At 61.8% G+C, this 14,276-nt stretch carries 9 protein-coding genes and 1 pseudogene; 5 read left to right on the top strand and 5 right to left on the bottom strand.

What is annotated here, in order from left to right:
• Nucleotides 1–94 precede the first annotated feature (94 nt).
• Nucleotides 95–2,549 (top strand): annotated as a pseudogene (locus M8Q45_RS12185) (UvrD-helicase domain-containing protein).
• 61 nt (nucleotides 2,550–2,610) lie between these two features.
• On the opposite strand, the gene M8Q45_RS12180 reads toward M8Q45_RS12185, so the two are convergent.
• The gene (locus M8Q45_RS12180) at nucleotides 2,611–2,889 is read right to left on the bottom strand and encodes a DUF1652 domain-containing protein (RefSeq protein ID WP_003201764.1); all 279 of its coding nucleotides are present in this window, start codon (nucleotides 2,887–2,889) and stop codon (nucleotides 2,611–2,613) included.
• 192 nt (nucleotides 2,890–3,081) lie between these two features.
• Entirely contained in the window at nucleotides 3,082–4,542 is a 1,461-nt protein-coding gene (locus tag M8Q45_RS12175; RefSeq protein WP_249874957.1) for an MFS transporter, read from the bottom strand.
• A gap of 134 nt (nucleotides 4,543–4,676) precedes the next feature.
• Between M8Q45_RS12175 and M8Q45_RS12170 the strand changes: the two genes are divergently transcribed.
• On the top strand, nucleotides 4,677–5,582 hold the full coding sequence (locus tag M8Q45_RS12170) for a LysR family transcriptional regulator (RefSeq protein ID WP_249874956.1): 906 nt from the start codon (nucleotides 4,677–4,679) through the stop codon (nucleotides 5,580–5,582).
• Between the two features lie 51 nt (nucleotides 5,583–5,633).
• On the opposite strand, the gene M8Q45_RS12165 is transcribed toward M8Q45_RS12170, so the two are convergent.
• On the bottom strand, nucleotides 5,634–5,858 hold the full coding sequence (locus M8Q45_RS12165) for a YgdI/YgdR family lipoprotein (RefSeq protein ID WP_249874955.1): 225 nt from the start codon (nucleotides 5,856–5,858) through the stop codon (nucleotides 5,634–5,636).
• 222 nt (nucleotides 5,859–6,080) lie between these two features.
• Between M8Q45_RS12165 and M8Q45_RS12160 the strand changes: the two genes are divergently transcribed.
• The 3 genes from M8Q45_RS12160 (at nucleotide 6,081) to M8Q45_RS12150 (ending at nucleotide 12,588) form a co-directional block, all read left to right on the top strand.
• Complete coding sequence (locus tag M8Q45_RS12160; protein ID WP_249874954.1) at nucleotides 6,081–7,733, top strand: VRR-NUC domain-containing protein; 1,653 nt, start codon at nucleotides 6,081–6,083, stop codon at nucleotides 7,731–7,733.
• Entirely contained in the window at nucleotides 7,730–10,126 is a 2,397-nt protein-coding gene (locus M8Q45_RS12155; RefSeq protein WP_249874953.1) for an ATP-dependent DNA helicase, read from the top strand. Before M8Q45_RS12160 ends, M8Q45_RS12155 begins: the two co-directional genes overlap by 4 nt.
• A 527-nt stretch (nucleotides 10,127–10,653) precedes the next feature.
• Nucleotides 10,654–12,588 (top strand): hybrid sensor histidine kinase/response regulator, encoded by a 1,935-nt coding sequence (locus M8Q45_RS12150; RefSeq protein WP_249874952.1) that lies wholly within the window; start codon nucleotides 10,654–10,656, stop codon nucleotides 12,586–12,588.
• Nucleotides 12,589–12,602: 14 nt separating this feature from the next.
• Here the strand turns inward: M8Q45_RS12150 and M8Q45_RS12145 are convergent, their stop codons facing one another.
• Nucleotides 12,603–12,833, bottom strand: a complete 231-nt coding sequence (locus M8Q45_RS12145; RefSeq protein ID WP_249874951.1) for a hypothetical protein — start codon at nucleotides 12,831–12,833, stop codon at nucleotides 12,603–12,605.
• Between the two features lie 73 nt (nucleotides 12,834–12,906).
• Complete coding sequence (locus tag M8Q45_RS12140) at nucleotides 12,907–14,256, bottom strand: OprD family porin (RefSeq protein WP_249874950.1); 1,350 nt, start codon at nucleotides 14,254–14,256, stop codon at nucleotides 12,907–12,909.
• Nucleotides 14,257–14,276 lie beyond the last annotated feature (20 nt).

Here is a 14,276-nt window from a genome sequence, read left to right as displayed (position 1 = left end):
CGCCTAAATCCCTGAGATACAAGCTTTTGGCTGGAAACCGCTAGCGAATCCAGACACCATAGTCGCCATGGTTCTGAACACCGGAGTCCCCAGCGTGTCGCTACACAGTCCCGATCTGCCCCCTGATCTCCTGCCCTTGGCCCAGATGCCCTGGTTCAAACGCCTGGCTGCGCGTTTTTTCGGCCACGGCCTGACGCGCCTGCGCGCGCAACACCGCGCATCATGGCTACACGGGCAGGCCGACGGCTTTCGCAGCGGTCATACCGCCGGTTTTGACTATGGCTACAAGGAAGGCAGGGCCGAGGGGCTGGAAGCGGGGCGCCAGGTCCTGTTGATCCGCGACTCCCGTAGTACCGAGCACCCGGCCCCGCAAGTCGATGACCTGTTGTTCGACGATTGGCGATTGCCGCTGACCGCCGAGCTGAAGAAACGCATCAAGGCGGACGTGGCGCGATTGCTACCAGCCCATGCGCAGCCCAGCAGCGGGCAATGGAAAATGATTTTCAGCGACACGCCGGCCACTTCAGTGGTGGCGGGCGCAGGCGCGGGCAAGTCAACGACCCTGGTGCTGCGTATTGTGCTGCTGTCGCAGTACCTGGGGTTCGAACTGGGCTCAATGACCGTGGTGACGTTCACCCGGGAATCGCGAAAGGACTTTATCCAGAAACTCATCGAGATGTTTGCCCTGTGGGGGCGCACGGTCAGCCAGAAGGAAGCCCGGGAGCTGGTGCGCACCTTCCACTCGCGTATCTTGCCCATGGTCCGCAGCCTGCCGGGATTCGAGCGGCTCCAGGCCTTCGAGACCCTGAGTCACCGCGCCGGAGCGGATGACGATGACGCCGGCAATCCGTTCGATTTGCGCATCAACGATGCCCAGCGCCAGCAGCTCAATGCCTGTTATTACAACCTCTATCAGCGTGACGAGCGTTTCCGCGAGTTGATCCAGCCGCTTTCCCATCATGCCCTGCAGCTCAAGGAACTGGAGCGCGACCACCCGGATGTGCAGAAACGCGTGGCCGTGACGGAATTGGCCGCCCAGCGCGATGAAGCGCTCTGCGACGCAATCGAAGACCTGTGGTTTCGTGCGGGGGCTTGGCCGATCAAAGGCATCGAGCCGAAACGCCAGGTGTTCGAAATCAATGGGGCGAGATTTTATTGCCATGGCTACATCAAAGCCCTTGATGCCTGGGTGATGCTGGGATTCGATCCGCGGGAGAACCCGCAGCTCAGCCGTCCCGGTGCCAAGCTGAGCGTGCGTGCGGAATGGGCCGTAAAGCGCACCTTGTTTCAAGCTTTCTGTCGTAAACCGCTGATTTGGCTTGATAAATACGACGACTTAAAACGCCTGTTGTCCACCGTGGCTGGGGATGCCAGCGCGGGTCCCGGGTTTGACTACAAGGTCAAGGGCGAGCTGGCGTCGGCCCCTTTGCTGGACTGTTTTGTTGCGGCGGCGGGCTTTATCGAGAACCTTGGCCTGGATGTACCTGAAGCCGTGGGCAGGATGTGTTTTTCCAGTAACGACCCGGATCGGTATTTCTTCGAGGCGTTGAGTCGTTTCTGGCGTGCGTTCGAAGATCATCTGCTGGATCAATCGCCTCCGGTCATGACCTATAACCGGATGTTTGCGTTGTTCAGCGAACACTCTCCGGAAAACTTCAAGCTGCTTGATGACACCCTGTTGAGGCCGTTGTCGCATTTGATGATCGACGAATTCCAGGACGTTTCGCCGCAGATCGTGTCCTGGCTAAGGGCGAGCCTGCGGGAGGTGCGCAGCCCTGCATACCGGGCGAGGCGCCCAGCGTTCTTCCTTGTTGTGCGTGGGCGATGACTGGCAGTCGATCTATGGCTGGCGCGGCAGCTCGCCGAGTTTTTTCATGGATTTCAACAAGCAGTTCCCGTCGCCGGCCAACACCCGGGTGATGCTCACCGACAACTACCGCAGTCACCAGCACATCATTGACGCGGCTGAGCACATCGTACGCGGAGCGGCTGCTATCCCCGGCAAGAAAGCCAAGGCCAGCGGCACGCCTCGTCCGCCAAGCCCGGTGACGGTGTTGGACAGGGACGATGAAGGCTTGGCACGACGGCTCGATGAACACTACCGCAACGGCGATTCGATCTTGATGCTGTATCGAAGAAGTAGCGATAAGCTGCTGATAGATAAGCATATTGGTTCGATAGTTAATGTGGATTCTAGCTTGCCCTACCCGCAACGGCGCCTCAGGCAAATGACTTATCACAGCGCCAAGGGGCTTCAGGCGGATGCGGTATTCCTGCTCGGGGATTGCCAGCACCTGACCAGCTCGCCCTACAAGAATCAGGTCTACCGGATGGCCGGGTTGGGACAGGACGGTGACGCGCAACCCTATGATGCAGCGCAAAAGGATGAAATCCTGCGCCTGGCGTATGTAGGTATCACGCGGGCGGTTCAGCATTGCTATTGGTACGTCGACGGCCAGGATAGCCAGGCGGCCAATGCACCCAAGGCGTCGGACCGGATTGGGGTGGGCAAGCCGTTTTTCAACGATCATCGCCGTGCTCGCGGCTGATACGCTGGCGACCGTTCGGTGACCCACAAAAAAGCCCACATGAAAATGTGGGCTTTTTTTGTCAGGAGGCAAATCGTCGCAAGCCAACCGGCGGCACAAAGGCTTCAAGCTCGGCTTCCACCGCTTCGATGATTCGCTCCACGTCGGGGGCATTCATCACCGTCGCGCAGGGGATGCCGGCGATTGCAATCATGGTTTCGCCGCTGGCACGGTCAAACAGCCGGGCGACCATACTGCCTGGCGCGTCCATGCTGGCCTCGAAACCCATGGGATGGAAATGCCAGCGCATCAACTGGCAGGCGTTGGGGAACGTAACCTTGCTGAAAGATCCTTTATTCATCTGTAGCCCGCCTTCTTCATCAAGCGCTTCCGTTTGCTCATGTCAGGAAGGAAGAGCCCTCATGGCTCTACCAGTGAGAACTAAAAATAGCACCTGAAAATGAACGCCACGTGGATTTTTTCAGTCCGTTTGGCGATTGGTTCATTTTTTTTGACCTGCGTCATGACCTAAGGACAAATGTTCAGAGTGCCATCATGGTCGTCCCGCAGTGTCCTGAAGAGCAGCCAATGGCTCTGGCTCGCGGTATTTGAAGGCGATGAAGCCTGCCAGCACCATCAGCGAAAGGGCGGCGGCGAAGGTGACGTGCAGCCCGTCGGCAACAGCCTGGGGAGAGGCGGAGGGAGTACCGTTGGTCGGCAACAGGGCCGCGAAGACTGCGCCGAGTACCGCTGCGCCACTGAAGAAGCCGAGGTTGCGCGATAAATTGAGCAGCCCGGCGATCACGCCGCGTTGGCTGGCGGGAATCTCGGCCATTACCGCCGCATTGTTTGCCGTTTGGAACATCGCGTAGCCCAAGGTCGTTACCGTGATCGCCGTGACGTAACCGGCGATGCCAAGCGCCGGGGGAACCAGCGACAGCAGCAGGCAACCACCCGCCATGGTCGCCAACCCCAGGAGGCGCATGGGACGCCCCCCAAACCGATCGGCGAGGCGACCGGCAGGCATGCCGGCGAGGGCGGCGACGGCTGGCCCGACGGCCAATACCAGACCGACAATGGCCGACGGGAGCCCCAGCGCGATCGACAAGTAGAATGGCCCCACCAGCAAGGTCGCCATCATGACCGTTGCCACCAGCGCGCTGGTCGCCAGGCCCGATACCAGCAAGCGATCGCCGAACATCGTCAGCGGGATCAGCGGCGATGGGCGCCGACGCTGCGTCCGAACGAACCATCCACCACTCATAATGGCCGCCGCCAGCAAGCTGACATTCAACCCACCGAAATGCCCGCCACCCAAGGTCATGGCCAAGGCGTAGGCGCCAAGGGCTGCGGCGAGCAAAAGCGTGCCCGTGACGTCGAAACGCACCTTCTCGACATGGGCGGCTTGCCCGGCGGGCAGGGACCGCCAGGCCAGCAGTAAGGTCACCAGCCCGAGCGGTACGTTGACCAGGAACAGCGCCTGCCAGCCAAACCCGGTCATCAATACGCCGCCCAGGGAAGGGCCCAGCGCGGTGCCTACCGCGGACAGCGTGGCGAGCAGGCCCATGGCGCTGCCAACCCTGGCCTTATCGACCGTTTCGCCGACCAGGGCCAGCGTCAGCGTCATCATGATGGCGGCCCCCAGCCCTTGCAGTGCCCGGGCGGCGATCAACAGCCACAGCGACGGCGCGAGGCCGCACAATGCTGACGCAAGCGTAAACAGCGCGATTCCCGCCAGTAACAGCTTGCGTCGGCCAATCAAGTCGCCCAGGCGTCCGAGGCTGACGATCAGCGTGGTGATCGCCAGGAGATAGGCCAGTACCACCCACTGAACGTGCTGGAATGAGGCGTCAAACGCTTGGGCCAACACTGGCAACCCCACGGCGGTGACGCTGGCACCCAGCGACGCCAATAACGTTGACAGCGCCAGGCTGGCCAAGGCCTGGCGCGCGGGAGCAAGCGGTTGCGGGCCGCTCGTGGGTGGCAGGCTTGGTTTCGTATCGGCTGGTTTCATCATGTTTCCTCGCAATCCGGTTCGCCTATAAAGCGCTGCGAGAACGGTACGCGGTGGCATAACATGGCGGAAGACGCACGAGTTGCATGTTATAGCTGCATGAAACGCTATCCATCCTATCCAGGGGCCCGATGATGTCCGCTACCGATCTCAACTTGCTTGTCACGCTGGACGCGCTCTTGTCTGAAGGCAGTGTGGCCGGTGCCGCCCGGCGGCTGCAGCTCAGCCCTTCGGCCATGAGCCGGGCCTTGGCGCGGTTGCGCCAGGCCATGGGTGATCCATTGCTGGTGCGGGCGGGGCGCGGATTGGTTCCGACCCCGCGAGCGATCGAGTTGCGTGAGCAAGTCAGCCAATTGGTGCAGGGCGCTCAGGCCGCGCTACGTCCGGTGCAGGCCACGGACCTTCGGAGGGTGAATCGAACCTTCACGTTGCGCACCCGGCAAGGCTTCGTGGAAAACTTCGCGATCGAGCTGATCGAGCGGATTGCCCGGCAGGCGCCGGGAATAAGGCTGCGGTTTGTCGAAAAGACCGACAGGGACAGCACGGCGCTGCGCGAGGGCAGCGTGGATCTGGAGACCGCCGTCGTAGACGAAGACACCCGCCCGGAACTGCTGACGCAAGGGTTGTTCGGTGACCGTATCGTTGGCGTCGTGCGAGCAGGGCATCCCCTGAGCAGGATCGACGTAAGCGCCGCTGATTATGCGGCGGGCGAGCACATTGGCATTTCCCTGCGTGGCTTGGAACACGGCTCCATCGACCAGGCCCTTGGCGCCTTGGGTTTGTCCCGAAGCCTCATCACCACCGTGCCGGGTTTTTCCACCGCGCTGGGGTTGGCGCGGTCCAGTGACATGATCGCCAGCGTGCCGGAACGCTACAGCACCCGTTTGCGCCTTGGCATGCACACGTTCGCGTTGCCGTTCGTGCTCCCCGGCTTTACGGTAGCCATGCTCTGGCATCCGCGCATGGACGCCGACCCCGTGCATCGCTGGATAAGGAGCTGCCTGCGAGAAGTGTGCGCGAGCACGATCGAACCGTTGTGAAAAGAGCGGTGGTCAGGTGGATAAAAAAAACCTTCATCGAGAGGGATTCGATCAGTCTCCCTTGCGTATCGTTGCCACTTCGTCGGCGCGGACCCGGACTTTCTTGCCCGAAATGTCTTCGAACTCATAGAAGCCATCGGCGGTGCGGGTATTGGGCGTGTCCTCGGTCAAATACTGGGTGCCGTTCTGCAGTGTCACCACGGTGGGTGTCGAACAGCCGGCCAAAGCCAGGAACGCCATGGCAGCCAGGGGCAGGCCCAGAAACCTGATGTTCATAATCCATAACCTCTTGATCAGAAGGGCGTGGCCGGTCTGATTCGACCGGGCCATCACTGAGTTAACCGCCATTTGTCCCGCTTGCCGTAGGAAAGTTCATCGCCGCTTGAGGGATTTCACCTTTAATACTAGGAGACCGCTCATCTTTTGCAGTTGCCTGGGCCCTCGGTAGCTGATATCTGTACGCATAACCAGTATCCAACCTGTGTGACGCCCGCTCCCGTGACAGCCAACCCCCTCGACGATCCCTTCTACTACCTGAACAACTTCCAGCGCGTACTCGCCTGGCTAAGCCAGCGTTACGCGGATGTGCTCAGCGTTGAAGAACAGCAATTCATCGATGCTTTCGCGGCATTGCCGCGTTCGTCCCAAGGCCTGCTGGTGCGGCTGGTAATGCGCAAGGGCCTGCATTTTCGCCACAGCAAGCTTCACTACGCGGAAATCGGCGAGATCAGCGCCGCCGTAGCGCCGTTGTTGGCCCTGGGCTGGGTCGAGGAACAGGCCAACCTGAGCCTGGCCGAGTTGTTCGATGTGCTGCTCAAGCCGGAAATTCTCTTGTGCCTGGGCCACTTGATCGAACAGCCCAAGGCCAAAAAGGCCGAGTGGTTGCTGGCCCTGGCCGATTGCTTCAGCCAACCCCAGCCATTTCGCGACTGGTGCCCACAGCTTGAAGAACGACTGTTCAGTATCACGGTCATGGACCTGTGCGATCGCCTGCGATTGATGTTTTTTGGCAACCTCTACCAGGACTGGTCGGAGTTCGTGCTGGCGGACCTGGGCATCTTTATTTATGAAACCGTCGAGTTCAGCGCCGAGTCCCGGGGGCTGCGCAGCCGCCAGGACATCGATGCCTGCCTGTTCTTGCATGACTGCCAGCAACGTTTCGAAACCGGCGAACCGCTCGAAACGATCGTCGATCACGTCAGCGCGTTGGCCTTGGACAATCCGTGGCTGGAGCGACGCCGGGGTAAATTGCTGCTCCAGATGGGCCAGCATGGCGAGCGTATCGGCGATTTTGCCTTGGCGTTGTGTATTTATCGCGACTGCACTTATCCCGGCGCGCGGCTGCGGATGATTCGTGTGCTGGAGCGCATTGGCGAACACACGCTGGCCCTGGAACTGGCCGAGACGGCGGCGCAATCGCCGCAAAGCGCGGCGGAGTGCCAGGCCTTGCTGCGGATCGTGCCCCGGCTGCGACGCAAGCTGGGTGGGCCGCCGGTACCGCGCGCCGTCGCCCGGGAAGTGGAGCGGTTGGATCTGCATTTGCCTCGCGTCGATCCCATGTTGTCGGTGGAATATTGCGTCCAGGCCCACCTGCACGAAGAAGCCGCTCCGGTGCACTACGTCGAGAACAGCCTGGTCAATTCGCTGTTCGGCCTGCTGTGCTGGCCGGCGATTTTCGCGCCGCTGCCGGGGGCTTTTTTCCATCCGTTCCAGCGCGGGCCGGTGGACCTGCTCAACGAGGATTTCCATGAGCGCCGCGCCGAGCTGTTCGCGGCGTGCTTCGCCGAGTTGGATGACGGTCGCTACCGGGACACCATCCGCCGTCGTTACGTGCAAAAGTGGGGCGTACAGTCACCGTTCGTGTTCTGGGGCTCGCTGTCCGAGGCGCTGCTGGACCAGGCCCTCGACTGCCTCCCGGCGGAACACCTCAAGCACTGGTTCAACCGCCTGTTGCTGGACATCAAGGCCAACCGCGCCGGCATGCCCGACCTGATCCAGTTCTGGCCGCAGCACAAGACCTATCGCATGATCGAAGTCAAAGGCCCCGGCGATCGCTTGCAGGACAACCAACTGCGCTGGCTGGAGTTTTGCCATGAGCACCGGATGCCCGTCGCCGTCTGTTACGTGCAATGGGCGGAGCAGGGTGCATGACCGATCTGCCGAGCTACAGCATTGCCGTGCGGGCGTTGTGTGAGTTCACCGCCAAGGTCGGCGACCTGGATCTGCGCTTCACGCCGTCTCCCACCGCGCTGGAGGGGATTGTCGGCCACCGCACCGTGGCCTCGCGGCGCAGCGAGGGTTATCAGGCCGAGGTCAGCCTCGAGGGCGTCTACCACACCTTGAGGGTCAAGGGCCGGGCAGACGGCTACGATCCTGGGCGTAATTGCCTCGAAGAGGTCAAGACCTACCGGGGCGACCTGGGCAAGCAACCGGACAACCATCGCCAGTTGCATTGGGCCCAGGCGAAGATCTACGGCTGGCTGATGTGCCAGAAATTGCAGTTGCCGAAAATTGACGTCGCGTTGGTGTATTTCGACATCGTCAGTGAAAAGGAAACCTGCCTGACCCACAGCTTCGAAGCATCGCAGCTCCAGATATTCTTCGAACAGCAGTGCGCCCTGTTCCTGGCCTGGGCCGAACAGGAAATGCACCACCGCCAGGCGCGCAACCGAGGCGCCCAGGCCCTGGTATTTCCCCATGCCGGCTTCAGGCCCGGGCAACGGCACCTGGCCGAGTCGGTGTTCAAGGCCGTCAGCACCGGTCGTTGCCTGATGGCCCAGGCGCCGACCGGGATAGGCAAGACCGTTGGCACGCTGTTCCCGATGCTCAAGGCTTTGGCGCCCCAGCGACTGGACAAGGTGTTCTTCCTCACGGCGAAAACCCCAGGACGCAAACTGGCCCTGGACGCGGCCCGGCTGATTACCGACAGCGCCCCGGCAATGCCATTGCGGGTCTTGGAGATGATTGCCCGGGACAAGGCCTGCGAGCATCCGGACAAAGCTTGCCACGGCGAATCGTGCCCGCTGGCCCGTGGCTTTTATGATCGCCTGCCACAGGCCCGTGCGGCGGCGAGCCAGGTAACGCTGCTGGATCAGGCGGCCTTGCGCGACATCGCGCTGGATCACGACATCTGCCCGTACTACCTGAGCCAGGAAATGGCCCGTTGGGCCGACGTGGTGGTGGCTGACTACAACTATTACTTCGATTTCAGCGCCTTGCTCTTCGGCCTCGCCCAGGCCAATGGCTGGACCGTCGCCACCCTGGTGGACGAAGCCCACAACCTGGTGGAGCGCGGACGGCAGATGTACAGCGCGACCCTCGACCAGGCGGCGTTGACGGCACTGTTGAAGACCGCTCCCGAGCCGCTGAAGAAAGCCCTGCAGAAGGTCAATCGCCAGTGGAACGCCCTGCATGCGCCGCAGATCGCCGTTTACCAGGCCTATGAAAAACCGCCGGACAAGTTGCTCCAGGCATTGGGAGCCTGCACGACCGCTATCGGTGATTACCTCAACGACCATCCGCAGGGGTTGGACAGTGGCCTGCAAGCCTTCTATTTCGACGCCTTGCAGTTCGGCCGGGTCGCCGAGTCATTCGATGAGCACTTCCTGTTCGACATCCACAAGCGCGAATCCGCGCGCCAGCGCAGCCTGTCCGCCTTGTGCCTGCGCAACGTGGTGCCGGCCGGTTTCCTGCGGCCAAGGTTCACCGCGTCGCGCAGCAGCGTACTGTTTTCCGCGACGTTGAGCCCCCGACGCTACTACGCCGACATGTTGGGTACGCCAGCGGACACGGTGTGGATCGACGTCGAATCGCCGTTCCAGGCCGAACAACTGGATGTCCAGGTGATCAGCCGGATTTCCACCCGGTTTGCCCACCGCCAGGCCTCCCTCGAGCCGATCGTCACGTTGATGGCCCGCCAGTTCGATGAGCGTCCCGGTAATTACCTGGCGTTCTTCAGCAGCTTCGATTACCTGCAGCAGGTGGCGGGATTGTTTGCCGAGCGATTCCCACACATTGCCACCTGGAGCCAATCGCGCGGCATGGGGGAAGCGCCCCGGCAAGCGTTTGTCGACCGGTTCATGGAGCGCAGCCAGGGCATCGGCTTCGCCGTGCTGGGCGGCGCGTTCGGCGAAGGCATCGACCTGCCGGGCTCACGCCTGATCGGTGCATTCATCGCGACCTTGGGGCTGGCCCAATTCAACCCGGTCAACGAGCAGATCAAGCAGCGCATGGCGGCCATTTTTGGCGATGGTTATGACTACACCTATTTGTATCCTGGCTTGCAGAAGGTCGTGCAGGCGGCTGGCCGCGTCATTCGCACCCAGCAGGATCGCGGGGTGGTGATGCTGATCGATGACCGGTTCGCAGAGGCGAAGGTGCAGCGGTTGCTGCCGCAGTGGTGGTCGGTCAAATCGGAACAACGCGCCCCAACCCGTGGGGGCGAGCCTGCTCCGGGCGGCGTTCCGACGAAGACGCCAGCACATCCAACATCGCTGCAAGCTGATCCTCCGCTTTCGCGAGCAAGCTCGCTCCCACAGGGGTAGTGGGTGTTCAGGAGCTTTGTATTAAGCGCAGGACCATTGTGGGGGCGAGCCTGCTCCGGGCGGCGATCCGACGAAGACGCCAGCACATCCAACATCGCTGCAAGCTGATCCTCCGCTTTCGCGAGCAAGCTCGCTCCCACAGGGATAGCGGGTGTTCATGAGCTTTACGTTCAGCGCAGGACCATTGTGGGGGCGAGCCTGCTCCGGGCGGCGTTCCGACGAAGACGCCAGTACATCCGACATCACTGCAAGCTGATCCTCCGCTTTCGCGAGCAAGCTCGCTCCCACAGGGATAGCGGGTGTTCATGAGCTTTGCATTCAGCGCAGGACCATTGTGGGAGCGAGCTTGCTCGCGAAAGCGGCCGCATATTCAGCACTGACGCAAGCTGAACAACTGCTATCGTCGGATCGCCGCCCTGAGCAGGCTCGCGCCCACTAGGATCCTATAGCCACACATAAATCAGGTTTTTCCTGACGCGACACTTGTTCCATACTCCACGCAAATTCCCTCGGATGCCTCGGCCGACATGCTTGAGAACGACCCCAAGACCCCTCGCATCAACGAAGAACAGCGCTTTCGCCTGTTGATCGACGCGGTGGTCGACTATGCCATCTACATGACCGATCCGTCGGGCATCATCACCAGTTGGAACTCCGGCGCCCGGCGCTTCAAGGGCTATGAAGAGTCGGAAATCCTGGGGCAGCATTTTTCCCGTTTCTACACCGACCAGGACCGTGCCGACGGCCTTCCGCAACGCGCCCTGGACACGGCCGTGCGCGAAGGGCGCTTTGAAGGCGAAGGCTGGCGCGTGCGAAAGGACGGCACGTTGTTCTGGTCCCATGTGGTGATCGATCCGATCATCGACAGCCAGAGCGGCACATTGCTCGGCTTCGCCAAGATCACCCGCGACCTCACCGATCGCAAGATGGCCGAGGAAACCCTCAAGCAAAGCGAACAGCAGTTTCGTCTGCTGGTGCAGAGCGTCACCGACTACGCCATCTACATGCTTGACCCTGACGGCCGCGTGACCAACTGGAACCAAGGCGCGCAGCGCATCAAGGGGTACCTGCCGACCCAGGCCATCGGCCAGCACTTCTCGATGTTCTATACCCCCGAGGACCGCGAGGCGGGTGAGCCGCAGCGCGCCCTGAGTGTTGCCGCCACCGACGGTCGTTTCGAAAAGAGGGGGTGGCGGGTGCGTAAGGATGGCACGCGGTTCATGGCCCATGTGGTCATCGATGCGATCCGCAGCGACACCGGCACCTTGCTCGGATTTGCCAAGATCACCCGCGATATCACCGACGCCACCAAGGCCCAGGAGGCACTGGAGCAAGCCCGCGAGGCCCTGTTCCAATCGCAGAAACTTCAGGCCATCGGACAACTCACCGGGGGCATTGCCCATGACTTCAACAACCTGCTGACGGTGATCCTCGGTAACCTGGAGATCGTGCGCAAGCGCATGCCCGACGAGCCGAAGCTCGCCCAGTTGTTGGATAACGCAACCCAGGGCGCGCTGCGGGGTGTTTCGCTGACCCAGCGCATGCTGGCCTTTGCCCGCCGGCAGAAACTGACCTCCGAACCGGTGGAATTGGTCGCGCTGGTGCAGGGCATCAGTGGCTTGCTGCAAAGCTCACTGGGACCGTCGATCCATATCCAGGCCCAATTTGCCGAGGCCTTGTCGCCGGTGCTGGCCGACGTCAACCAGTTGGAACTGGCGATCCTCAACCTGGCGACAAACGCCCGGGACGCCATGCCGCAAGGCGGTCGTATACTGATCCAGGCGCAGGAAAGGTTGGGAGAGGAGGTCGGGGCACCGGACAGGCAGCTGGCGCCTGGACGCTATGTCTGCCTGGCGATCACCGACGAAGGCGAGGGGATGGATGAGGCGACACTGGCCTTGGCCGTCGATCCGTTTTTTACCACCAAGGGCGTCGGCAAGGGCACCGGCCTGGGGCTGTCCATGGTCCACGGCCTGGCCGAGCAGTTGGGCGGCCGGCTGATGCTCAAGAGCGAAAAAGGCGTCGGTACCACCGCTGAGCTGTGGCTGCCGGTGGCTGGCGACGCGGTAGCGGACAAGCCAACGGCCATGGAAACTGCGGCGCCGCCGGTCAATGGCCTGAAGGTACTGGTCGTGGACGATGACAGCCTGGTCCTGACCAGCACCCGGTTGCTCATCGAAGACCTTGGCCATCAGGTCGTTTGCGCGTCGTCGGGCGCCCAGGCACTGGAACTGTACGAGCGTATCCAGGATTTCGACCTGGTGATCACGGACATGGCCATGCCTCAGATGGACGGGGCGCAGTTGGCGAGATTGCTGCGCGACCGCCAGCCGACCCTGCCGATCATCCTCGCCACTGGCTACGCCGAACGGCTGGAGGGCTTCGCTACGCAACTGCCACGATTGATCAAGCCGTTCAAGCAAATTGATCTGGTGCAGGTCATTGGGCAGACGATGAAGTAAGTGTCCATCAGCGGCTACCGGGTGTTTTTCCTGAACCCGCGCAAATTCATCGCGCACAGGCAGAACTGCAGGACGATCAGCGCGTAGGCGCTTGTGTGCAGGCCCCAGATGACCCAAAGGATGTTGCTGACGATAAAACAACTGAACCCCGCCACTCGCCGACGGGGCTGGCGCGAGCCGATCAGCCAGGCGGCCAGTACGGTGACCGCCATCGCTGGCCATTGGACCCATCCCAGGTAATCCACGCTTTTTTCCTCTTGCCTTTGATGTTCTACAGACCTTGGCGATGGCGTGGAATGCGGTTTTTTTTAAACGCTTTCAGAACGGTCCCAGTTTGAGCGGGTATTGAATGACGATGTACAGCCTGTCGATGTCATCGCCGGCCTGGGCGCTGTTGGCGCGGTGAGTGACGTGGGAGAGCTGCAGCGACAGGTCCTTGGCCGGGCCTGACGGCACGACGTAGCGCAGGTCGAGGTCGCGTTCCCAATGGCGACCGCCGTCGCCCTGCTGCGGGCTGAAGGTTGCGGAATCGCTGTCGAACGGATTGTAGGCGCCGCCCTCGGGGGCATGGCTGCCATCGATCCCGCTTCCCCTCACGTAACGGGCCATGAAATTCAGGCCGGGGATGCCGAGGGCTCCCAGGTCGAGGTCGTAGCGCGCCTGCCAGGAGCGCTCGCCCGGGCCATTGAAATCGGCATACTTGATCGAATTGGCGAGGTAGATGGAGTCGCCGCCGACGAAATCGAAAGGCGTGTCGCCGTGGACTTGCTGATAGGCCAGGGTGAATGCCTGGGCGTCGAGCCGGTATTTGCCGGAGAGGCTGAAAGCGGTGTTGTCGATGCTGCCCGCACTGGCCCGACCCTGGTCGCGGGTGTAATACAGGTTGCCGTCGAGAAACAGGTCGCCAACCGTCGAATGCAGATTGCCGTAGTACTGGCGCCAGGTGTCGCTCAGTTCGGAGGCATAGAGCGCGCCACCGACCGTGCGGTCGCTGAACAGATCGGCGCCGATGAAGTCGATGCTGGCGTGGCGGGTGGTCGCCCCGTAGCCGGAAAAATCGCCCCTGGCGGTGGACGCGTCCTGATTCTTGAATGCATTGAAATGGCCGGCCTGCAAATCGACCCCGTCCAATTCCCGACTGGTGAGCAGCGCGCCGCTGGCGTATTCCGGTTGCAGGCGTTTGTCCGCTGTATCGAATACCGGCGTCGCCACGGTCATCTCACCGAGTGCCAGGGTGGTGCGCGATACCTTGAGTTTCAGCGCGCCGCCGGCACTGGAATATTCATCCTCGCTACGACCGTCGTCGTCCAGCGGCAACAACCCGGTGCCGGCATGGCCCTTGCCGCCGTCCAGCTTCAAACCCAGGAAACCATGGGCGTCGACGCCTACGCCGACGGTGCCTGGCGTGAAGCCGGACTCGAACGTGGCGATGAATCCCTGGGCCCATTCCTGCTTGTAGTTCTTGCCCGACGGGTTCGGGGAGCGGTAGTCGTTGTTGAGGTAGAAGTTGCGGCCGAGGACCTCCAGCGATGCCCCGTCCAGGAATCCCGGCGCGGTTTGTGCGGCCATCGCCGGGGCATGCCCGGCGAGCAAGGCGAGGAGCCAGAGCGGCTTCAAGGTGGTTGTCGTTTGCCTGGCGGCGAGGGCGTATTTTAAGGCGGGCGGCATGCGTGGTTTCCGTGTGAAAG

Origin of the sequence: Pseudomonas sp. T1.Ur (assembly GCF_023516725.1) — a bacterium.
Classification (GTDB): Bacteria; Pseudomonadota; Gammaproteobacteria; order Pseudomonadales; family Pseudomonadaceae; genus Aquipseudomonas; species Aquipseudomonas alvandae.
Note: the sequence above shows the minus strand (reverse complement) of the source record. Positions and strands in the feature narration are given on the sequence as shown.

Bases quoted from the DNA above. Each gene is read 5' to 3' on its own strand.
- M8Q45_RS12180 (WP_003201764.1), bottom strand. From the start codon at position 2,889: ATGAATAAAGGATCTTTCAGCAAGGTTACGTTCCCCAACGCCTGCCAG.
- M8Q45_RS12175 (WP_249874957.1), bottom strand. From the start codon at position 4,542: ATGAAACCAGCCGATACGAAACCAAGCCTGCCACCCACGAGCGGCCCG.
- M8Q45_RS12170 (WP_249874956.1), top strand. From the start codon at position 4,677: ATGTCCGCTACCGATCTCAACTTGCTTGTCACGCTGGACGCGCTCTTG.
- M8Q45_RS12165 (WP_249874955.1), bottom strand. From the start codon at position 5,858: ATGAACATCAGGTTTCTGGGCCTGCCCCTGGCTGCCATGGCGTTCCTG.
- M8Q45_RS12155 (WP_249874953.1), top strand. From the start codon at position 7,730: ATGACCGATCTGCCGAGCTACAGCATTGCCGTGCGGGCGTTGTGTGAG.
- M8Q45_RS12150 (WP_249874952.1), top strand. From the start codon at position 10,654: ATGCTTGAGAACGACCCCAAGACCCCTCGCATCAACGAAGAACAGCGC.
- M8Q45_RS12140 (WP_249874950.1), bottom strand. From the start codon at position 14,256: ATGCCGCCCGCCTTAAAATACGCCCTCGCCGCCAGGCAAACGACAACC.